The organism is Nocardioides flavus (ex Wang et al. 2016), from assembly GCF_014653115.1.
GTDB lineage: Bacteria > Actinomycetota > Actinomycetes > Propionibacteriales > Nocardioidaceae > Nocardioides > Nocardioides flavus.
The window spans coordinates 80,050-99,658 of record NZ_BNAD01000012.1; the positions used below are offsets into that span (position 1 = coordinate 80,050).

The 19,609-nt window shown below is 72.0% G+C and carries 20 protein-coding genes; 6 read left to right on the forward strand and 14 right to left on the reverse strand.

Annotated elements, in window-relative coordinates; translation table 11 throughout:
• The first annotated feature begins 87 nt into the window (after positions 1 to 87).
• From IE200_RS16655 to IE200_RS16670, 4 genes are all read left to right on the forward strand, one after another.
• Positions 88 to 1,305: a thiolase family protein gene (locus tag IE200_RS16655; RefSeq protein ID WP_191280603.1), complete on the forward strand. Its 1,218-nt coding sequence runs from the start codon at positions 88 to 90 to the stop codon at positions 1,303 to 1,305.
• Positions 1,302 to 3,380, forward strand: a complete 2,079-nt coding sequence (locus IE200_RS16660) for a 3-hydroxyacyl-CoA dehydrogenase NAD-binding domain-containing protein (RefSeq protein ID WP_191280604.1) — start codon at positions 1,302 to 1,304, stop codon at positions 3,378 to 3,380. Before IE200_RS16655 ends, IE200_RS16660 begins: the two co-directional genes overlap by 4 nt.
• A gap of 205 nt (positions 3,381 to 3,585) precedes the next feature.
• Entirely contained in the window at positions 3,586 to 5,133 is a 1,548-nt protein-coding gene (locus IE200_RS16665; protein WP_229856694.1) for a sodium-dependent transporter, read from the forward strand.
• Positions 5,133 to 5,261 (forward strand): methionine/alanine import family NSS transporter small subunit, encoded by a 129-nt coding sequence (locus tag IE200_RS16670; protein WP_191280606.1) that lies wholly within the window; start codon positions 5,133 to 5,135, stop codon positions 5,259 to 5,261. The genes IE200_RS16665 and IE200_RS16670 overlap by 1 nt, the downstream gene beginning before the upstream one ends.
• 9 nt (positions 5,262 to 5,270) lie before the next feature.
• Here the strand turns inward: IE200_RS16670 and dxs are convergent, their stop codons facing one another.
• From dxs to acnA, 10 genes are all read right to left on the reverse strand, one after another.
• Positions 5,271 to 7,175, reverse strand: coding sequence for a 1-deoxy-D-xylulose-5-phosphate synthase (dxs, locus tag IE200_RS16675; protein WP_191280607.1), 1,905 nt, complete (start codon positions 7,173 to 7,175; stop codon positions 5,271 to 5,273).
• 16 nt (positions 7,176 to 7,191) lie between these two features.
• Complete coding sequence (locus IE200_RS16680; RefSeq protein WP_191280608.1) at positions 7,192 to 8,133, reverse strand: SMP-30/gluconolactonase/LRE family protein; 942 nt, start codon at positions 8,131 to 8,133, stop codon at positions 7,192 to 7,194.
• Positions 8,130 to 8,594: an NUDIX domain-containing protein gene (locus tag IE200_RS16685; protein WP_191280609.1), complete on the reverse strand. Its 465-nt coding sequence runs from the start codon at positions 8,592 to 8,594 to the stop codon at positions 8,130 to 8,132. Before IE200_RS16685 ends, IE200_RS16680 begins: the two co-directional genes overlap by 4 nt.
• Before the next feature lie 20 nt (positions 8,595 to 8,614).
• On the reverse strand, positions 8,615 to 9,031 hold the full coding sequence (locus IE200_RS16690; RefSeq protein WP_229856695.1) for a hypothetical protein: 417 nt from the start codon (positions 9,029 to 9,031) through the stop codon (positions 8,615 to 8,617).
• 41 nt (positions 9,032 to 9,072) lie between these two features.
• Positions 9,073 to 9,477: a YjbQ family protein gene (locus IE200_RS16695; protein ID WP_191280610.1), complete on the reverse strand. Its 405-nt coding sequence runs from the start codon at positions 9,475 to 9,477 to the stop codon at positions 9,073 to 9,075.
• Positions 9,467 to 9,772: a thiamine-binding protein gene (locus tag IE200_RS16700; protein ID WP_191280611.1), complete on the reverse strand. Its 306-nt coding sequence runs from the start codon at positions 9,770 to 9,772 to the stop codon at positions 9,467 to 9,469. Before IE200_RS16700 ends, IE200_RS16695 begins: the two co-directional genes overlap by 11 nt.
• Before the next feature lie 46 nt (positions 9,773 to 9,818).
• Positions 9,819 to 10,433, reverse strand: a complete 615-nt coding sequence (locus IE200_RS16705; protein ID WP_191280612.1) for a DUF3105 domain-containing protein — start codon at positions 10,431 to 10,433, stop codon at positions 9,819 to 9,821.
• Positions 10,430 to 10,936, reverse strand: a complete 507-nt coding sequence (locus tag IE200_RS16710; RefSeq protein ID WP_229856696.1) for a SigE family RNA polymerase sigma factor — start codon at positions 10,934 to 10,936, stop codon at positions 10,430 to 10,432. The genes IE200_RS16705 and IE200_RS16710 overlap by 4 nt, the downstream gene beginning before the upstream one ends.
• Positions 10,923 to 12,278 (reverse strand): hypothetical protein, encoded by a 1,356-nt coding sequence (locus tag IE200_RS20845; RefSeq protein ID WP_229856697.1) that lies wholly within the window; start codon positions 12,276 to 12,278, stop codon positions 10,923 to 10,925. The genes IE200_RS16710 and IE200_RS20845 overlap by 14 nt, the downstream gene beginning before the upstream one ends.
• Positions 12,279 to 12,496: 218 nt before the next feature.
• Positions 12,497 to 15,205: an aconitate hydratase AcnA gene (gene acnA / locus IE200_RS16715; RefSeq protein ID WP_191280614.1), complete on the reverse strand. Its 2,709-nt coding sequence runs from the start codon at positions 15,203 to 15,205 to the stop codon at positions 12,497 to 12,499.
• 153 nt (positions 15,206 to 15,358) lie between these two features.
• Between acnA and IE200_RS16720 the strand changes: the two genes are divergently transcribed.
• Positions 15,359 to 15,892: an AAA family ATPase gene (locus tag IE200_RS16720; RefSeq protein ID WP_191280615.1), complete on the forward strand. Its 534-nt coding sequence runs from the start codon at positions 15,359 to 15,361 to the stop codon at positions 15,890 to 15,892.
• Positions 15,893 to 15,905: 13 nt separating this feature from the next.
• Here IE200_RS16720 and IE200_RS16725 read toward each other — a convergent pair whose 3' ends face one another.
• On the reverse strand, positions 15,906 to 16,262 hold the full coding sequence (locus IE200_RS16725) for a hypothetical protein (RefSeq protein WP_191280616.1): 357 nt from the start codon (positions 16,260 to 16,262) through the stop codon (positions 15,906 to 15,908).
• An 18-nt stretch (positions 16,263 to 16,280) separates the two neighbouring features.
• Complete coding sequence (locus IE200_RS16730) at positions 16,281 to 17,783, reverse strand: hypothetical protein (protein WP_191280617.1); 1,503 nt, start codon at positions 17,781 to 17,783, stop codon at positions 16,281 to 16,283.
• Between the two features lie 100 nt (positions 17,784 to 17,883).
• Here IE200_RS16730 and IE200_RS16735 point away from each other — a divergent pair, with 100 nt between their 5' ends.
• Positions 17,884 to 18,249 carry a DUF5655 domain-containing protein gene (locus tag IE200_RS16735; protein ID WP_229856698.1) on the forward strand — a complete coding sequence of 122 codons (366 nt, stop codon included), beginning with the start codon at positions 17,884 to 17,886 and terminating at the stop codon, positions 18,247 to 18,249.
• A 6-nt stretch (positions 18,250 to 18,255) separates the two neighbouring features.
• Here the strand turns inward: IE200_RS16735 and IE200_RS16740 are convergent, their stop codons facing one another.
• Together IE200_RS16740 and IE200_RS16745 are read right to left on the reverse strand one after the other, a co-directional pair.
• A complete protein-coding gene (locus IE200_RS16740; RefSeq protein ID WP_191280619.1) occupies positions 18,256 to 19,233 on the reverse strand; it encodes a hypothetical protein in 978 nt (325 codons plus the stop codon).
• Complete coding sequence (locus IE200_RS16745; RefSeq protein WP_191280620.1) at positions 19,227 to 19,565, reverse strand: hypothetical protein; 339 nt, start codon at positions 19,563 to 19,565, stop codon at positions 19,227 to 19,229. Before IE200_RS16745 ends, IE200_RS16740 begins: the two co-directional genes overlap by 7 nt.
• Positions 19,566 to 19,609 lie beyond the last annotated feature (44 nt).

The following is a 19,609-nucleotide window of genomic DNA, read 5'->3' on the forward strand; positions in this document are numbered from 1 at the left end:
CGCCCCTGTGGGCAGGCATTGTTACTGGAGGGTAACGTGACCTCACCCTGTCCCCCTCGTTCCACCCGAGACCATTGGGAGTAGCCAGTGCCCCGTCCCCAGCGTGAGGTCGTCTTCGTCGACGGCGTGCGCACCCCGTTCGGCAAGGCCAAGGGCCAGTACGCCGAGACGCGCGCCGACGACCTCGTCATCAAGAGCATCCGCGAGCTGATGCGCCGCAACCCGTCCCTCCCGCCGGAGCGGGTCGACGAGGTCGCCATCGCCGCCACCACCCAGATCGGCGACCAGGGCCTCACCATCGGCCGCACCGCCGCGCTCCTCGCCGGCCTGCCGCAGAGCGTGCCCGGCTACTCCATCGACCGCATGTGCGCGGGCGCCATGACCGCGGTGACCAACACCGCGTCGGGCATCGCGTTCGGCGCCTACGACGTGGCCATCGCCGGCGGCGTCGAGCACATGGGCCGCCACCCGATGGGCGAGGGCGTGGACCCCAACCCGCGCATCCTCTCCGAGCGCATCGTCAACCCCGACGCGCTCGTGATGGGCAAGACCGCAGAGAACCTGCACGACCGCTACCCCACGATCACCAAGCAGCGCGTCGACGCCTACGCCGTGCGCAGCCAGCAGAAGACCAAGGCGGCCTACGACGCCGGCAAGATCCAGCCCGACCTCGTGCCGGTGGCGACCCGTTCGGCCGACGCAGGCTGGGGCCTGGCCACGACCGACGAGCCGATGCGCCCCGAGACCACCCTCGAGTCGCTCGCCGCCCTCAAGACACCGTTCCGCTCCCACGGCAACGTGACCGCAGGCAACGCCGCCGGCATCAACGACGGCGCCACGGCTGCGCTGCTCGCCGACGAGGAGACCGCGCGCGAGCTCGGCCTCCCGGTCAAGATGCGCCTGGTGTCCTACGCCTTCGTCGGCGTCGAGCCGGAGGTGATGGGCGCAGGCCCCATCCCCGCCACGGAGAAGGCGCTGAGGCTGGCCGGGCTGACCATCGACGACATCGAGGCCTTCGAGGTCAACGAGGCCTTCGCCGTGCAGGTGCTCGCCTTCCTCGAGCACTACGGCATCGCCGACGACGACGCCCGGGTCAACCCCTACGGCGGCGCGATCGCGATGGGCCACCCGCTGGCCTCGTCCGGCGTACGCCTGATGAACCAGCTCGCGGCCGCCTTCGAGGAGCGTCCCGAGGTCCGCTACGGACTCACCACCATGTGCATCGGCATCGGCATGGGCGGCACGGTCATCTGGGAGAACCCGCACTGGACCGGCGCCGGCGACAACGAGGGAGACGACAAGTGAGCACCACCAGCATCTTCGAGCGCGCGCGGGCGATCGTCTCCGACGCCGAGCGCGTCACGCAGGCCCACCTCCGCACGGTCACGCTCCCGGGCGCGACCATCGGCCTGATCACCCTCGACAACGGCGAGGACCACACCAAGCCCAACACCTTCGGCCCGGCGTCGCTCCTCGCGCTCGACGAGGCGATCGACGCGGCGCTGGCCGACGACTCGATCGACGCCCTCGCGGTGACGGGCAAGCCGTTCATCCTGGCCGCGGGTGCCGACCTCACCTCCATCCAGGGCGGCGGCCCCGACGCCGTGCGGATCGTGGCCGAGCTCGGCCATGCCGTCTTCCGCAAGCTGGGCGAGGGTGGCAAGCCGTCGTTCGGCTTCATCAACGGCCTCGCCCTCGGCGGCGGTCTCGAGGTGGCGCTGCACTGCACCTACCGCACCGTCATGGACTCCGCACCCGCGCTGGGCCTGCCCGAGGTCATGCTCGGCCTGGTCCCCGGCTGGGGCGGAGCGTGGCTCGTGCCCAACCTCGTCGGGGCCGACAAGGCGGTGACGCTGATCGTCGAGAACCCGCTCAACCAGGGCAAGACCCTGGGCGGGCAGGCGGCGTACGACTTCGGGCTGGCCGACGCGGTCTTCAACGGCGCCGACTTCCTCGAGCAGTCGCTGCTGTGGGCAGCCTCGGTCCTGCGCGGCGAGACCGTCGTCGAGCGCCCGGAGGTGGACCGCGGCGAGGCCTGGGACGCCGCCGTCAAGCGGGCCGAGGGCATCGTCGCCGCCAAGACCGGCGGCGCCTCCCCGGCCGCGGCCAAGGCCGTCGAGCTGATCGCCGCCGCGCGGGACAGCGACCGCGACGCAGGCTTCGCCGCCGAGGACGACGCCCTCGAGGCGATGTCGCAGACCGCCGAGCTCCTCGCCTCGCTCTACTCCTTCGACCTGGTGCAGAAGCGCGCCAAGCGACCCGCCGGCGCGCCCGACAAGTCGCTGGCCCGCCCGGTGACCAAGGTCGGCATCGTCGGCGCCGGCCTGATGGCCAGCCAGCTCGCGCTGCTCTTCGTACGCCGGCTCGAGGTGCCGGTCGTGCTGACCGACCTCGACCAGGAGCGCGCAGACAAGGGCGTGGCCTACGTCCACGCCGAGATCGACAAGCTGCTCGCCAAGGGCCGGATCAACCAGGACAAGGCCAACCGCCACAAAGCGCTGGTCTCCGGCGAGACCGACAAGCAGGTCGCCTTCGGCGACGCCGACTTCGTCATCGAGGCCGTCTTCGAGGAGATGTCGGTCAAGAAGACCGTCTTCGCCGACGTGGAGAAGGTCGTCAGCGCCGAGTGCGTGCTGGCCACCAACACCTCGTCGCTGTCGATCACCGAGATGGCCGCCGACCTCGAGCACCCCGAGCGGGTCGTCGGCTTCCACTTCTTCAACCCGGTCGCGGTGATGCCGCTGCTGGAGATCGTGAAGGGCGACGCCACCGACGACGCCACGCTCGCGACGGCCTTCGCCACCGGAAAGGCGCTGAAGAAGACCTCGATCCTGGTCAAGGACAGCCCGTCGTTCATCGTCAACCGCCTGCTCGGGCGCTTCATGAGCGAGGTCGGGCGCATCGTCGACGAGGGCACGCCCGTCTCGGTCGCCGACAACGCCTTCGCCGGCATCGCGCCGATGCCGCCGTTCGTGCTGCTGTCCCTGGTCGGCCCGGCTATCGCGCTGCACAACAACGAGACGCTCCAGCGCGCCTTCCCGGAGCGGTTCTACGTCTCCCCCGCCCTCGAGCGGATCGTGGCGGCGCGCAAGCCGGCCTACTACGGTCCCGACGGCAACCTCGACCCCGAGGTCGAGGCGATGCTCGAGAAGCCCGCCTCGCCGGTCGTCCTGACCGCCGAGGAGGTGCGGGAGAAGACCCTCGCCGGCCTGGCCGAGGAGGCCCGTCTGATGCTCGACGAGGGCGTCGTCGCCGCGCCGCAGGACATCGACCTGGCCATGATCACCGGTGCCGGGTTCTCGTTCTGGAACGGCGGGCTGACCTTCATGCTCGACGTGAAGGGCATCTCGGAGAAGGCGACGGGCAAGCGGTTCCACTGATCCACCGCTGAGCGGTGAGTGAGGCATCTTCCGAGCGCGCGAATGATGTCTTACTCACCGCTTGGCCACGTACGCCCCGCCAGGCGGTGAGTGACGCAGGTTCTCGGCCTGCAGAACGTGTCTCACTCACCGCTGGGCGGGGCGTTCGTCGTGTCGGGCCTCTGCCATGCTGGGCGTCGTCCGTCGTCGTCCGTCAGGAGGCACCGTGAGCCAGGAACTCGACCACGCCGAGCAGCAGCGCGGCGGCTTCAGCTCGCGCAAGGTGTTCATCCTCGCCGCCATCGGCTCCGCCGTCGGCCTGGGCAACATCTGGCGCTTCCCCTACGTCGCCTACGAGAACGGCGGCGGGGCGTTCATCCTCCCCTACCTGATCGCCCTCCTCACGGCCGGACTGCCGTTCCTGCTGCTCGACTACGGCCTCGGGCACCGCTACCGCGGGTCGGCGCCGCTGTCCTTCCGGCGGGCGCACCGCGCGGCCGAGGGACTGGGCTGGTGGCAGGTGGGCATCTGCTTCGTCATCGCGGTCTACTACGCCGCCGTCATCGCGTGGGCCGCGCGCTACGCCATGTTCTCGTTCGACAAGGCGTGGGGCGACGATCCCGAGGGCTTCCTCTTCGGCTCCTACCTGCAGGCCGGTGACCCCGGCGTCGGCCTCGACTTCGTCAGCGGCGTCACCGTCCCGCTGGTGCTGGTCTGGGTGGCCGTGCTGGCCATGATGGTCCTGGGCGTGCAGAAGGGCATCGGGATCGCGTCGACGATCTTCATCCCGATCCTCTTCGTCGCGTTCATCACGCTGGTGGTGGTCGCGCTGACGCTCGACGGCGCCGCGACCGGACTCGACGCACTGTTCTCCCCCGACTGGAGCGCCCTGACCGAGACCAGCGTGTGGATCGCCGCCTACGGGCAGATCTTCTTCTCGCTGTCGGTCGGCTTCGGCATCATGATCACCTACGCCTCCTACGTCGGCCGTCGCAGCGACATGACGGGCTCCGGGCTCGTGGTGGGCTTCGCCAACTCGGGCTTCGAGCTGCTGGCCGGCATCGGCGTCTTCGCCGCGCTCGGCTTCATGGCGACCGCCGCGGGCGTGGGGGTGGACGAGGTGGCCACCGACGGCCTCGGCCTCGCCTTCATCGCCTTCCCCGCGATCATCAACGAGGCCCCGGCCGGGGCCCTCATCGGCATCCTGTTCTTCGGCTCCCTGGTCGTCGCTGGCGTCACGTCGCTGGTGAGCGTCATCGAGGTCGTCATCTCCGCGGTCCGCGACAAGTTCGAGCTGACCCGCGTCGCGGCGTCCCTCGCGGTCGGCGTCCCGGCGGCGCTGCTCAGCATCGTGCTGCTCGGCACCACGACGGGCGTCTACGTCCTCGACATCGTCGACCACTTCATCAACCGCTTCGGGATCCTCCTGGTCGCCGTGGCGAGCATGCTCGCGCTGGCGTGGGTGTTCCGGCGCACGGGCCTGCTGCGTGACCACCTCAACCGCAACGGCTCGGTGCAGCTCGGCCGTACGTGGGAGGTCCTCATCAGCGTGGTGGCTCCCGCGGCCCTGGTCTTCATCCTCGTCAACGAGCTCGTCGACAACCTGCAGGTCCCCTACGAGGGCTACCCGACGTGGATGCTCAACACCCTCGGCTGGGGCCTCGCCGGCGCCGTCCTGGTGCTCGGCTTCGTCGCGGCGCGCCTGCCGTGGCGCGAGACCACCCCGCTCGAGGACCCCGAGACCATCGTCACGCAGGACGAGAGGAGCTCCTGATGTCCGCAGCAGCCGTCGTCATGATGCTGATCGCCATGGCCGTCCTCTGGGGAGGCCTGGCCGTCGCGATCTGGAACATCAGCCGCTTCCGCGGCGAGGAGCCCGGATCCGTCCAGCGCGACCTGTGACCGGCCGGCTCAGGCCGGGTGGTCCGACGCCACGAGCGTGAGGCCGCTGTCGAGCGCCGCGACGTCCTCGACGATCGCCCGGGTGAGCGACTGGGCGTCGAGGCCGATGCGCGCCAGGATCGCGTCACGCTTGGCGTGGTCGAGGAACTCCTGCGGGATGCCGTGCAGGCGGAAGGGCGTACGCACGCCCTCGTCGTTGAGCGTCTGGAGCAGCGCGGCACCACAGCCGCCGACCCGTCCGTTGTCCTCCACGCTGACCACCAGCCGGTGCCGGCGGGCGAGGTCGACGATCGCGGGGTCGACGGGCTTGACCCAGCGCGGGTCGACCACCGTCACTCCGATGCCCTGGTCGGCGAGTCGTGCCGCGACCTCCACCGCCGTGGTGGCCATCGAGCCGACGGCCACGAGCAGGACGTCCTGCTCGCCGCTGCGGACCAGGACGTCCGCCCCGCCGACGCGGTCGATCGCGGGCACGTCCTCCGGCGGGGGCCCCTTGGGGAACCGCACCACCGTGGGGGCGTCGTCGACCTGGACGGCCTCGTCGAGCAGCTCGTGGAGCCGGGTGACGTCGCGGGGCGCGGCCAGCCGCAGGCCCGGGACGACCTGGAGGATCGACATGTCCCACATGCCGTTGTGGCTGGCGCCGTCGTCGCCGGTGACACCCGAGCGGTCGAGGACGAAGGTCACGCCGCACCTGTGCAGCGCGACGTCCATCAGGACCTGGTCGAAGGCACGGTTGAGGAAGGTCGCGTAGACCGCGAACACCGGGTGCAGGCCGCCCATCGCGAGGCCGGCCGCCGACGTGACGGCGTGCTGCTCGGCGATGCCGACGTCGAACGTGCGCTCGGGGAACTTGCGGGCGAAGTCGTCGAGCCCCACCGGGTGCATCATCGCCGCGGTGATCGCCACGACGTCGTCGCGCCGCTCTCCGAGCTCGACGATCGCCTCGGAGAAGTGGTCGGTCCAGATCCTGCCCTTCGGCTTCTCCGCGCCGGTCTGGACGTCGAAGGGGCCGGGCGCGTGGAACTGGTCGGCCTCGTGGCGCAGCGCCGGGTCGTAGCCCTGCCCCTTGCGGGTGATCGCGTGGACGATGACGGGGCCGTTGAAGCGCTTGGCGTTGGCCAGCGTCTGCTCCATCGCGGCCCGGTCGTGCCCGTCGACCGGGCCGACGTACTTGAGGCCGAGGTCCTCGAAGAGGCCCTGCGGGGCCAGGGCGTCCTTCATGCCCTTCTTCACCGCGTGCAGTGCGTCGTACGCCGCGTGCCCGACGCCGGGCACCTGGTTGAGCCGCTTCTTGACCAGGTCGAGGACCTGCTCGTAGCGGGGGTTGGTGCGCAGCGAGGTGAGTGCGGTGGCCAGGCCGCCGATCGTCGGGGTGTAGGAGCGCTCGTTGTCGTTGACGACGATCACCAGGCGGCTGTTCTTGGCGATGGCGATGTTGTTGAGGGCCTCCCACGCCATGCCGCCGGTGAGCGCGCCGTCACCGATCACGGCGACGACGTGTCGGTCCTCGCCCCGGATGGCGTAGGCCTTGGCGAGCCCGTCGGCGTAGGACAGCGACGTGGAGGCGTGCGAGTTCTCGACGATGTCGTGCTCGGACTCGGCCTGGCTCGGGTAGCCGCTGACGCCCCCCTCCTTGCGCAGCGTCGCGAAGTCGGCGTGGCGGCCGGTGACCAGCTTGTGGACGTAGGACTGGTGACCGGTGTCGAAGACGACGCGGTCGCGCGGAGAGTCGAAGACGCGGTGGATGGCGAGCGTCAGCTCGACCACGCCGAGGTTGGGGCCGAGGTGGCCGGAGTTGGTCGCCACCGTGCGGATCATCACGTCCCGGATCTCGGCGGCCAGCTCGTCGAGCTGCTCCGCCGAGAGGTCGCGGAGGTCGCGCGGGGAGGCGATCGAGTCGAGGAGGGCCATGGGGCAGGAGTCTATTTCATGGGCGGTCGAGGACCGCCACCGCCGGCTCGTGGAGGCTCCCCATCCACACCCTGCCGTCGTGCTCCCGCACGCCCGTGACCATGTGGTAGCCGGACCCGCCCTCCGGGCTCGGGAGATCGAGGTCGTGCACCAGGCGGCCGGCGTCGTCGTAGGCCTGCACCCGGATCGTCTGCTTCGGCTTCGGCTGCAGCGCCTCGGGGATCCGTGTCATCGCGCGGCGCAGCACCATCGGAGCCCGCCCGAGGCGCTCGACCAGGCCGTCGGTGGGGCTGGCGACGGCCACCCAGACAAGGCCGTCGCTGCCGCGGCTGATGTTGTCGGGATAGCCCGGCAGGTCGGTGACGAGGTGGTCGCGCTCGCCCGCGCGCGGCCCGGTCAGCCACAGGCGTACGACGGTGCGCCCACGGCACTCGGCGACGCAGACGAACGACTCGTCGCCCGCGAGCGCGACGCCGTTGGCGAACCGCAGCCCGTCGAGGACGACCGAGACCGTGCCGTCGGGGTCGCGCCGCAGGAGCCGGCCGGTGCAGGTGTCCTGGACGAAGTCGTCCTTCCACCGGTCCACGCCGAAGTGCCGCGAGGAGTCGCTGAACCAGATGGTCCCGTCGACGGCGACCGCGGCGTTGTTGCAGAACCTCATCGGCTCGCCCTCGACCCGGTCGACGAGCACCTCGACCTCGCCGGTCGCGGGGTCGACCTGCAGCAGCCCGCGCACGGCGTCGCAGACCAGCAGCCGGCCGTCGGGCAGGAGCTCGAGGCCCAGCGGACGGCCACGGGTGTCGGCGACGAGCCGGGTGCTGCCGGTCGCCGGGTCGAGCTCCCAGATCGCTCCGTCCTCGGTGCCGGTGAGGACCAGGCCGTCGCCTGAGACGACGACGTCCTCGGCGCCCATCGAGGGAACGGGGTGGACGGTGAAGGCGGAGCGGGATCCGGTCATGGCGCCATGCTGGCGTAGAGCGGGCTGTCGAGGAAGGCCGGCACGATGAGGGACGCGGCCGAGGACAGGTCGAGGCCACGCGCGACCTGCGGGTCGACGAAGACGATCTGCCGTCCCTCCTGGCAGTCGATGTCGGCGTCGGTGAGGTCGGTGGCGGCGGCGAAGACCTGCATCACGTCCCACGTGCCGTGGGCCTTGCGGTGGTCGACGACGAACTCGCGGAACAGGTGCAGCGCTCCGGCGGGCAGACGTACGCCGGTCTCCTCGTCGAGCTCGCGGTGCGCCGCCGGCTCGAAGTCCTCCCCGGGGTCGACGTGGCCGCCCGCCAGGCCCCACTTCTCGGGGTCGATGGGGGCGTGCTCGTCGCGCTCCTGGAGCAGGATCCACCCCCGACGGTCGACGAGGACGACGCCAGCGAAGCGGCGGGGATCAGACCCTGGGTCCGGTGTGGATCCGTGCATCCCGCGACCCTAGCCAGCGCTCACATGCGTTGACGGTAGCGACGCCCGCGCAGCGCGTCCTCCACGAGGCCGACCTCGCGGCGTACGGCCTGCAGCCGGGCGTCCTCGAGCTGGAAGGTCTGCACGGCGGCGAGCACGACCCCCTCGGTGGCGACCCCCCGGAGGTCGCCGCGGATCTCGCTCAGGCCACGCCGGGTCGCCGCCTGCTGGGCCTCCACGTGCAGCACGGCGAACCGGGCCAGGACCACGACGTGGCGTCGCAGGCCCGGGAACCGGCGGTAGTCGGGCGGGCACAGGTCGAGCAGCCAGCTCGCCGCCGTGGCTTCCCAGTCGGGCGCGTCGGGTGGACGGACCTGCCGCGGCCACCCCGGCGGCACGACGCCCGGGTGGCCATCGGGCGGCGTCGGGCGCTGGCGTGGTTGCGGAGCCGGGAACACGGCTCCAGTCTATCGAACACGTGTTCGGACGCCCAGCGGCGTCAGCCCTCGAGGAAGGACCAGCGCACCTCGCGCTCGGCGTTGTCCACGTTGAGGTCCACCAGGCAGATGCTCTGCCAGGTGCCGAGGGCGAGCCGACCGCCCAGCACGGGCACCGTGGCGTACGGCGGCACGATGGCCGGCATCACGTGGGACCGGCCGTGACCCGGCGAACCGTGGCGGTGCCGCCAGCGGTCGTCGGCCGGGAGCAGGTCACCGAGCGCGGCCAGCAGGTCGTCGTCGGACCCCGCTCCGGTCTCGATGACCGCGATCCCGGCGGTCGCGTGCGGCACGAAGACGTGCAGCAGCCCGTCGCCCCGGCCGGCGACCACGTCCGCCGCGTCGCGGGTCAGGTCGAGCACGACCTCCTCGCCGCCCGTGCGGTAGGTCCTGGTCTCACTGTGCATCGCGCAGCGCCTCCTCGATCCGCTCCACCTTGGCGGTGAGCTGGCCGTCGTAGCCCGGGCGGATGTCCGCCTTGAGGACGAGCCCGACGCGCGGGGACACCTCGGCGACGACGTCGACGGCGCGCTTGACCACGGCCATCACCTCGTCCCACTCCCCCTCGATGTTGGTGAACATCGCATTGGTCTCGTGCGGCAGCCCCGACTCACGCACGACCCGGACGGCGGCGGCGACCGCCTCGGTGACGGACCCGGTCGGGTCGCTGGACATGGGCGAGAGCGAGAAGGCCACGATCATGGCCGCCACGCTAGCCCGTGGTCGGCTCGCGACCGGGACAGGCGTCTCAGGCGTCGGCACCCTCGCCCGGCAGCCCGCCCTGCGGGTCGGGGGTGCCGCCCTCGCAGGAGGCGCCGAACTCCGGGGCGGTGTGCCCGTCCCCGTACTCCGCGACGAACAGCGCGAGCCTCTCGTCGTCGGCGCCGTCGAGCCGCAGCTGGGCGCCCCAGACGGTCACCACGACCGGCGACGGCAGGCCGTCGCGCGGCGACATGATGCCGTTGTCGGGCAGCTGGGCGGCCAGGCTCTCGATGTCCGCGGCCGACAGGTCCGGGTCGTGGGTGATCCAGACCGTCCCGTGCTCGAGGTCGTGGACAGCGTTCTCCTCACGGACCGGCTCGTCATAGACCCCGCACGCAAGCCAGATCGGCGCGTGCGCGCCGCCGGCCGGCGGGTCCTGCGGGTAGGTCACGTCGCCCGTCGTGTGCGCCCGGTCGGTGATCTCCCAGGTCTCCACGAGGCTGAGGTCGAGGGCACGCTGCTCCTGCTCGTCGCCGCGGAGCGCCCCGTCGACCAGCGGGGCGACGAGCGCCGCGCCGAGCACCAGCGCCGAGGCGACGCCGGCCAGCACCAGCGGCAGTCGGTTGGCGCGCGGCTGCTCGTACGGGTGGGGGTCGCTCACCGCGTCAGGCTACCGGCGCCCTCCCCGGCCTCCTCGCCGGCGGGGAGCGCGTCCCTCAGCCGCGCCAGTCCGTCGCGGGCCTGCGACTTCACCGTGCCGGGGGCGATGCCGAGGGTGGCCGCGATCTCGGCCTCGGAGAGCCCCTCGTAGTAGCGCAGCACCAGCACCGCCCGCTGTCGCGGCGCGAGGCCGGCCAGGGCGGAGCGTACGGCGAGCAGGTCGGCGTGGTCGGCGCCGTCCGCCAGCTGCTCGGGCAGCACGTCGGTGCTCTCCTCGCGCCACCGGCGACGGCGCCAGCGCGAGACGTTCTCGTTGACCATGGTCCGGCGGACGTACGGCTCGGGGTTGTCGCGGATGCGGCGCCAGTGGGGCACGACCTTGACCAGCGTCGTCTGGACGAGGTCCTCGGCATCCTGGGCATGGCCGGTGAGGAGGTACGCCGTGCGCAGCAGCGCCGCCTGCCGGGCGAGGACGAACTCGGAGAAGCCCTCAGGCGCGCTCACGGCGCCCCCTGGCCCGTACGACGACGCGCCACGCCGCGAACGTGGCGACCACGAGGCCGAGGCCGACCAGCCGGGGGTCGGGGGCGAACGGCGCGTCGGGGGCCGCGACGACGTCCGCCGTCCACGCCTCGGCCGCGACATCCGGGAAGTTCCCCGACAACTCCAGCAGCGCCTCGCGCTCACCGGTGGCCACGTCGAGCGTCCAGACGCGGTTCACCTGCCGCGGGCGGCCCTCGCCCACGTCGTCGAGGCCCCCGACGAGCACCTCGCTGGGCGACCGCCATCCGAGGACGGACTGCGCGGACACGCCGCCGACGCGGCGCAGGGTGATCTCACCGCTCCCGAGGTCGCCGACGACGACCGGCTTGGGAGACTCGTCGTAGGTGCTCGCGTCGGGCATCAGCAGCGTCGCCACGAGCGAGCCGTCGGTGCTCACTGTCGGGTCGGTCGTCCCGGCCCCCGCGGGTGCGTCGTCCGGCAGGGTGAGCCGGACGGTGGTGGGGACCGCGCCGCTCACGACGGTCAGGCGCTGCGAGCCGCGCAGCTCGACGAAGCCGCCTGGTGCGTCGCCGACGCCGTTGGCAGTGACGCGCTGCGCCGAGCCCGGGCTGTCGTCGCGCTCACCCGTACCGAGGTCCCACGTCCGGGTCCGCTGCCGCGCGCCGATCGCATCCTTCTCGAGCAGCCGCGCGGACCCAGCCGACCACCACAGCACGTCGCCGGCCCACGCGAGGCCCCCGATCCAGAGCCCGTGCTCGGACTCGATGGTCCAGGTCTCGCGCTCGCCGGTCTCGAGGTCGAGCACGGCGACCCCGTCGGCGAGCGCCATGCCGTCCCCGCTCGGACCGAGGGCGTCGGCGTCGGCGGTCGTCGCGATCCAGTACGCCACGTGCGACCCGTCGTCCGAGAGGGCGGCCGGGCTGAGCTCGAGCGCGCCGGGCAGGTCCAAGAACCGAGACTCCCCCGTGGCCGCGGAGACGCCCCACCACGCGTTGCGGTCCGACCACAGGCCGGCCCTCGTGCCGACCCCCACCGCGGACAGCCGACCGGGCGTGCCCGGGAACTGCGGCTCCCACCCGCCGGGCTGGCGGATCACGTCCGGAAGCACCATCCGGGGGTCCGCTCCGGCCGGTTCGACCTGCTGGGCGCGCTCGACGAGCAGCGGGGTCGCTGTGGTCCCCAGCAGACCGACCGCCGCGACGGCTGTGAGCGCGGCGCCGAGGCGTACGCGCTGGCGCCGCCGACCGCGAGTCCAGACCGCGTCGGGGTCGATGCCGTCGCCGGGCGCGAGCACCGCGAGCCTCTCGAGCCGGTCGGCGACGTCGCCAGCGGGTGCGGTCATGAGATCTCCTCGAGTGGTGGGACAGCCTCACATGTCGACACGCCTCGAGCCGGGCAACCGGAGGGGTCGGACCCGGGACCTTTTCCGGTAGTCAGGGACGAACTGGTAGGCCGAACGGGGTCGAGACCTACCAGAACGTCCCGAACTACGGCGGACACGCGGACGGGCCGCGCCCAGGAGGTCCCGGACGCGGCCCGTCAGGGTCGCTCGAGCGGTGCTCAGCCGCGCAGCAGGTTGCGCAGGACGTACTGCATGATGCCGCCGTTGCGGTAGTAGTTCGCCTCGCCAGGGGTGTCGATGCGCACGGTCGCCTCGAACTCGCTGGTCTCGCCGTGCGCCTGGTCGGTGCCGGGGGCCGGCTCGACCCGGACGGTGACCGTCTTGGGCGTGGTGCCGTCGTTGAGCGCGGTGATCCCGCTGATGGAGATCACCTCGGCGCCGGTGAGGCCCAGGTCGTCGGCGGTCTTGCCGGCGGGGAACTGCAGCGGGATGACGCCCATGCCGATGAGGTTCGAGCGGTGGATGCGCTCGTACGACTCGGCGATGACGGCCTTGACCCCGAGCAGCGCGGTGCCCTTGGCGGCCCAGTCGCGCGAGGAGCCCGAGCCGTACTCCTTGCCGGCGAGCACGACCAGCGGCGTGCCAGCGGCCTGGTAGTTCTGGCTGGCCTCGAACACGCTGGTCACGTCGCCGTCGGGGGTCGTGAAGTCGCGCGTCACGCCACCCTCGGTGCCCGGCGCGAGCTGGTTGCGCAGGCGGATGTTGGCGAACGTGCCGCGGATCATGACCTCGTGGTTGCCGCGGCGCGAGCCGTAGGAGTTGAAGTCACGCTGCTCGACACCGTGCTCGGCGAGGTACGTGCCCGCCGGGCTGTCCTTCTTGATCGCACCCGCCGGGCTGATGTGGTCGGTGGTCACCGAGTCGCCGAGCTTGAGCAGCACGCGCGCGCCGGTGATGTCGGTGACGGGCTCCGGCTCGTCGGGCATGCCGTCGAAGTAGGGCGCACGACGAACGTACGTGCTGTTCTCGTCCCACTCGAAGGTGTTGCCCTCCGGGGTGGGCAGGGACTGCCAGCGCTCGTCACCGGCGAAGACGTCCTGGTAGGACTCGCCGAACATCTCGGAGTTGATCGCCTGCGCGATGGTCTCCTCGACCTCGGCCGGGCTCGGCCAGATGTCCTTGAGGAAGACGTCGTTGCCGTCCTGGTCCTGGCCCAGCGCGTCGTTGAACAGGTCGAGGTCCATCGACCCGGCCAGCGCGTACGCCACGACGAGGGGCGGCGACGCGAGGTAGTTCATCTTGATGTCGGGGTTGATCCGGCCCTCGAAGTTGCGGTTGCCCGAGAGCACCGAGACGACCGCGAGGTCGGCCTCGTTGACCGCGGCGCTGACCTCGGGGATGAGCGGACCGGAGTTGCCGATGCAGGTCGTGCAGCCGTAGCCGACGAGGTTGAAGCCCAGCTTGTCGAGGTAGGGCGTGAGGCCCGAGCGGTCGTAGTAGTCGGAGACGACCTTGGATCCGGGGGCCAGCGTGGTCTTGACCCACGGCTTGCGGGTCAGGCCCTTGTCGACGGCGTTCTTGGCGAGCAGAGCCGCACCGATCATCACGCTCGGGTTGGAGGTGTTGGTGCACGAGGTGATCGCGGCGATCGTGACGGCGCCGTGGCCGATCTCGAACTCCTGGCCGTCGAGGCTGACGGTCGCCTTGGCGTCGCGGTCCTCGGTGTAGTCGGCGAGCGCCTTCTCGAAGCTCTCCTGCGCCTTGGTGACCTCCACGCGGTCCTGCGGGCGCTTCGGGCCGGCCAGCGACGGGACGACGGTCGAGACGTCGAGCTCGAGACGCTCGCTGTAGCGCGGCTCGGCGCTCGGGTCGTGCCAGAGGCCCTGCTCCTTGGCGTACGCCTCGACGAGCGCGAGCTGCTCCTCGGACCGGCCGGTGAGGCGCAGGTAGTCGACGGTCTGCTCATCGATCGGGAAGACGGCGATCGTGGAGCCGAACTCCGGGCTCATGTTGCCGATCGTGGCGCGGTTGGCCAGGGGCAGCGCGGAGACGCCCTCGCCGTAGAACTCGACGAACTTGCCGACGACACCGTGCTCGCGGAGCATCTCGGTGATCGTGAGCACGAGGTCGGTGGCCGTCGAGCCCTCGGGGAGCTCGCCGGAGAGCTTGAAGCCCACGACGCGCGGGATCAGCATGGAGACGGGCTGGCCGAGCATCGCGGCCTCGGCCTCGATGCCGCCGACGCCCCAGCCGACCACGCCGATGCCGTTGACCATCGTGGTGTGGGAGTCGGTGCCGACGCAGGTGTCGGGGTAGGCAGCCATCGTCCCGTCAGCCGTCTCGCGCGTCATCACCACGCGGGCGAGGTGCTCGATGTTGACCTGGTGGACGATGCCGGTGCCCGGCGGGACGACCTTGAAGTCGTCGAAGGCGCCCTGGCCCCAGCGCAGGAACTGGTAGCGCTCGCGGTTGCGCTCGTACTCGATCTCGACGTTGCGCTCGAAGGCGTCGGCGGAGCCGAAGACGTCGGCGATGACGGAGTGGTCGATGACCATCTCGGCCGGCGCGAGCGGGTTGATCTTCGTGGCGTCGCCGCCGAGCTCGGCCATCGCCTCGCGCATCGTGGCGAGGTCGACGACGCAGGGGACGCCGGTGAAGTCCTGCATGATCACGCGGGCGGGCGTGAACTGGATCTCCTGGTCGGGGTCGGCGGCGGCGTCCCAGCCGGCGATCGCCTTGATGTGGTCGGCCGTGATGTCGGCGCCGTCCTCGGTGCGGAGCAGGTTCTCCAGCAGCACCTTCAGCGAGAAGGGCAGGCTCTCGACGTCGAGGCCCTCTCCCTTGACCGCGTCGAGGCGGTAGATCTCGTAGGACTGTCCGTCCACGTCCAGGGTGCCCTTGGCACCGAAGCTGTCCTGACTGGCCATCAGCCACATCTCCTCGGGAGTTCGCGGGTTCGCCACCATCTTGCCGTCGCACCGGAAGGGACGGGAAGACAGGCGACCCTTAGTTCTGGCATCGCAGTATCTTGACGTCAAGATATCACAGTGGGCGGGATGGTCGGGGATAGCGTTCGGCGCGTGCCGACCCTCCTCCACCTCAACGGTCCGTCCGGCGTCGGGAAGTCGACGCTCGCGCGGGCCCACGCAGCCGCCCATCCCGGCACGCTGCTCCTCGACATCGACGAGCTGAGGTCGTGGGTGTCCGGCTGGGAGGACGACTTCATCGGCACCGGTGAGGCCGTCCGCTCGTCGGCGCTCGCGCTGCTCACGGCCTACCTGGGCACCGGGCGTGACGTGGTCCTCCCCCAGCTCATCGTGACTCCGTCGCAGGCCGAGAGGTTCGAGGCCGCCGCTGCCGAGGCCGGCGCGACGTACGTCGGGGTGGTGCTCGACGTCGCACCCGACACGCTGCTCGAGCGCCTCCACGCCCGGGAGGTGACCTCGGTGACCGCCGTCGTGTCGCGCATCATCGAGGAGCGCGGGGGCGACGACCTCGTCCTCGAGGGCCGTCGGCAGCTGCTGGACCTCGCTCCGGAGCATGGGTGGTCGGTGGTCGACGCGTCGGACCGCGACACCGCCCTCGCAACGCTGGCGCGCGCCGTACGGTCGTGAGCCAGGCTCCGGGTCAGTCGATCCCCGCCATCTGGTCGAGGCGCTGCAGCAGGTCGTGCGCCGCCAGCTCGACGGCCTTGTGCCGCCACTCCGAGGCGCGGTAGACGCACGCGATCAGGCCGCTCCGGTGGACCCGCCGCAGGTCCCCGTAGGCGAAGGCGTAGCGCGCCTTCGTCCCGTCGCGGGCACCCTCGGTGAGGCCGAGGTGCCACGCGGCGTACTCCTCCCACGAGTGGCGCTCCAGGTAGGCGTTCTCCGCCTCCGCCCGAGGTTGGACCTCGCCCCAGTCGCTGTCCAGGACGTACTGCCGGGCATCGATCAGCCGGCGCGCGTGGGTGACGGCGGCGGCGTTGACGGCGTACCTGGCCATGGCGCCACCTTGCCAGACTCAGAAGCCGAGAAGCTTGCCGAGCGCGGAGAAGAAGGTGTCGAACGCCCGGGCGACGGGATTGCCGGGACCGGCGGCACTGGCCTTCTGCCAGAAGAACGGGTGCTGGCCCGAGAACTCGTCGTCGACCAGCGGCGCCCGGCCCCACAGGTACGGCCAGAACACCTCGGTCCGGTTGACGCCCACGAGCAGCTGGGAGTCGAAGCCCATCACCAGGTGCTGCTCCATCCGGGTGGTCCCTCCCCGGGGGCTCGTCGCCACGACGTCGCCGTGACCTTGGACGATCAGGCTGCCGGTGCCCGAGAAGAGGATGTAGCGCACCTGCCACGTCGCGAAGGACTGGATCCCCCAGCGCCACCGCGTCCCGAGCTCCGGCGTCCCGATGACACCCACGACGTGCCGGGGCCGCATCACCAGCCCCGGATGGTCGACGAAGTCGATGCGCATCAGGTAGGAGTCCGGGTCGTCCGGCGTCGACAGCGTCGCCGCCGTGACACGTTCACCACCCGTGACGCGGCTCAGGGCGAAGAGTCCGGCGGCGTAGCTGATGAACGGCGACGACCAGTCGTAGAGGAGATGGCTCCGCGCTCGGCCCTGCACGGGCCGTACGTGCTCCGAGCGCGCGGACAGGACCTCGCCGGGGCCGAGCTCGACCGTCAGCGTCCGCTCGGCCTCCGACGTACGGAGCACGCCGGCCTCCCCCTCCGATCCCCCGGCCAGGTTGATCGGCCGGTGCGCCCGGTGGACCAGCGGCATCAGGACGAAGTAGCTGAACGTCCTGAGCACCGGAGGCAGGAGCAGCACGGCCAGGGCGACGGCGGCCAGCCACCGCCACGACCGGGCCCACTGGTCGACGACCCACCCGACGCCGGACCCCTGCGTCTGCTCGAGGCTGCGCTCCTCCGCCTGCTTCTGGGCCAGTTCCGACTCGGCGGCGTCGAGCTCGGTCTCGGAGCGGGCGAAGGCGCCGTCCGCGCCGACCTGCTCGAGCTTCTGCTGCGGCGTCAGGTCCGGGTCTCCCAGCACCGACGCATCAGCCTCGGCCCGGGCGAGTCCCGACTCGAGGGTCTCGAGCGTCGCCTGGGCCGACTCGGCGGCCCGCTGCTTGAGGTCGCACGTGTTGGGCACCAGCGGCAGGTCCTCGACCAGCTCGCGGAGGCGACCGCACTCCTCGCTCTCCGCCACCTTGTCCGCGACCTCGTCCCGCTGGTCCGACACCTGGTCGCCCAGCGCGTCGACCTCGGCGCCGATGCTGTCCAGCCGCGCGGCGACCTCCTCGCGCCGGGCCTCCTCGACCTCGTCCCTCAGCTGCTGGAGGTCCTCCTCCAGCGCAGCGCGCTCGGCCGCCATCTGCTGGAGCCGCTCTCGGTCGGTCACGGCTTCCTTGACCGCCGGGATCGCGGCCTGGACGAGCAGGTAGGCCAGGAAGAGGGACACCACCACCGCGAGGAGCGCGCCCGTCTTCCTCAGGACGAAGCCGAGGACTGCCGAGACCAGACGCACCCGCCCGACTCTAGTTCGGCATCGCGGGAGGTCGGGGGAGGTTCTCCCCCGAAGGTGCGAGGCACTCGACCTCATGGGCCATCGGGGCCAGGCTGGACCCGTGGTCGCCGAGCACCCTGCCGTCCGGTTCTTCGCCGGGCACCCCGACGGCCAGGCCGTGGCCGCCGTGGTCGCACGGGTCGTCGCGTCGTCGGGTCCCCACGAGGTGCGGGTCTCCCGCAGCCAGGTCGCGTTCCGCCGCCGCACCGGGTTCGCCTACCTGTGGCGTCCCGGACAGTACGTCGCCAGCGACGTCCCCGCGGTGCTGTCGATCGCCCTCCCGCGCGCGGTCGCGAGCCCGCGGTGGAAGCAGGTCGTCCACCCCTCTGCCCACACCTGGATGCACCACCTCGAGCTCCACGCGCCCGGCCAGGTGGACGCCGAGGTGCGCGACTGGCTCAGCGAGGCGTACGACGCGGCGGGCTGACGGCTCTCACCGTGCCCGACCGGGACGGCTGCTGACCCACACCCGCGACGAGTCCGGGTCGGTCTCCTCCCCGGCGTTCCACAGCACGAGCGCGCCACCGCCCGTCGCGATCACCGGAGCGCCGAGGAAGCCGTCGACCCCGCCGCCGGACAACCGCGCCGCACGGCTCCAGGTCCCGTCGCGCCGGCGTACGGCCGCCTCGATGGGGTGGTCGTCCCCCGCGACCGAGTCCCAGACCGCCAGGGCCTCCCCGGACGGGTTGGCCACCACCTGCAGGCCGTAGTAGACCGAGACCTCGGGGAGCAGCCGGGTGCGGGTCACGACACCCGTCCGCGAGACCGAGGCGGCCCACGCGGCGTCGCGGCGGTCGGTGTGAGCGACGACCGCGTCCGTACGGCCGAGCCCGACGTCGAGCCAGCTCGCAAGTCGCGCTCCCCTGATCCGCGCCGGGGACGACCACCGTGCTGCGGGCGACCCGTGGCGCACGGCGATGCCCTCCGACTCCTCCGAGCGGAACGCGTAGGCCACCGCCGTCAGCCCGGACGGCAGGCCCGCAAGGTGCGGCGCGCCGGCCCGCTCCCTTGCGGCGCTCAACCGCTCGCTTCTCCCCCAGTCCGCTCCGGCGGGTCGTGAGGCGGCACGCACCGACCATGCGCGACCGTCGCGCTCACCCCACGCTGCGGTCATCCGTCCGGTGCGGGCGACGAAGACCTCGGGCCGGATGCCGAGGACACCGTCGGTCGACAGGGTCCGCGCCGGGCTCCATGGTCCGCCCGCGTCGCGGGCGGCCACCTGCGCCACCGGGTCGGCGAACGGCGGCGCCTCGTCGTCGTCCATGGTCTCCCAGGCCACGACCGCCGCGCCGGTGGCGTTGACGGCCAGCCGCAGGTAGACCGGGCGCGTCCCCAGTGGCCCCCCGGGCGTGCGGTGCAGGACGACGGGCGGGCTGGTGGACCCGTCGGCCCGCAGCCTCGCGGTCAGCACCCGCCGGCCCGCTGTCCATGCCAGCCGCGTCCGTCCGCGGCGACCTCCACCTCGGCGAGCCTGCCGGTCCCGCGGACCACGCGCGGGGGCGACCAGCTGTCGTCGCGGCGCTGCCGGGCGACGAGCAGGCGGGTGCGGTCGTCCTTCCAACGCACCCAGGCGGCCACGCCCCGGTCGTCGGCCAGGCTCAGCCCGAGGTCCCAGACGTCGGCACCGCCACGGGTGAGGGGGACGGGCGCATGCCAGTCGTCGACGGTGCCGGCGAGAGCGGGTGCGGTGAAGGCGCCGGCTACCGTGGCGAGCGCGACCACGACGGCATGCACGGCTCTCAACGCGACCTCCCCGTACGACCTGCGGACACTCCCAGTGGAGCCGT

Coding starts and splice junctions, on each gene's coding strand:
- IE200_RS16670 (WP_191280606.1), top strand. CDS start 5,133: ATGTCCGCAGCAGCCGTCGTCATGATGCTGATCGCCATGGCCGTCCTC.
- dxs (WP_191280607.1), bottom strand. CDS start 7,175: ATGGCCCTCCTCGACTCGATCGCCTCCCCGCGCGACCTCCGCGACCTC.
- IE200_RS16680 (WP_191280608.1), bottom strand. CDS start 8,133: ATGACCGGATCCCGCTCCGCCTTCACCGTCCACCCCGTTCCCTCGATG.
- IE200_RS16685 (WP_191280609.1), bottom strand. CDS start 8,594: ATGCACGGATCCACACCGGACCCAGGGTCTGATCCCCGCCGCTTCGCT.
- IE200_RS16695 (WP_191280610.1), bottom strand. CDS start 9,477: ATGCACAGTGAGACCAGGACCTACCGCACGGGCGGCGAGGAGGTCGTG.
- IE200_RS16700 (WP_191280611.1), bottom strand. CDS start 9,772: ATGATCGTGGCCTTCTCGCTCTCGCCCATGTCCAGCGACCCGACCGGG.
- IE200_RS20845 (WP_229856697.1), bottom strand. CDS start 12,278: ATGACCGCACCCGCTGGCGACGTCGCCGACCGGCTCGAGAGGCTCGCG.
- acnA (WP_191280614.1), bottom strand. CDS start 15,205: ATGGCCAGTCAGGACAGCTTCGGTGCCAAGGGCACCCTGGACGTGGAC.
- IE200_RS16725 (WP_191280616.1), bottom strand. CDS start 16,262: ATGGCCAGGTACGCCGTCAACGCCGCCGCCGTCACCCACGCGCGCCGG.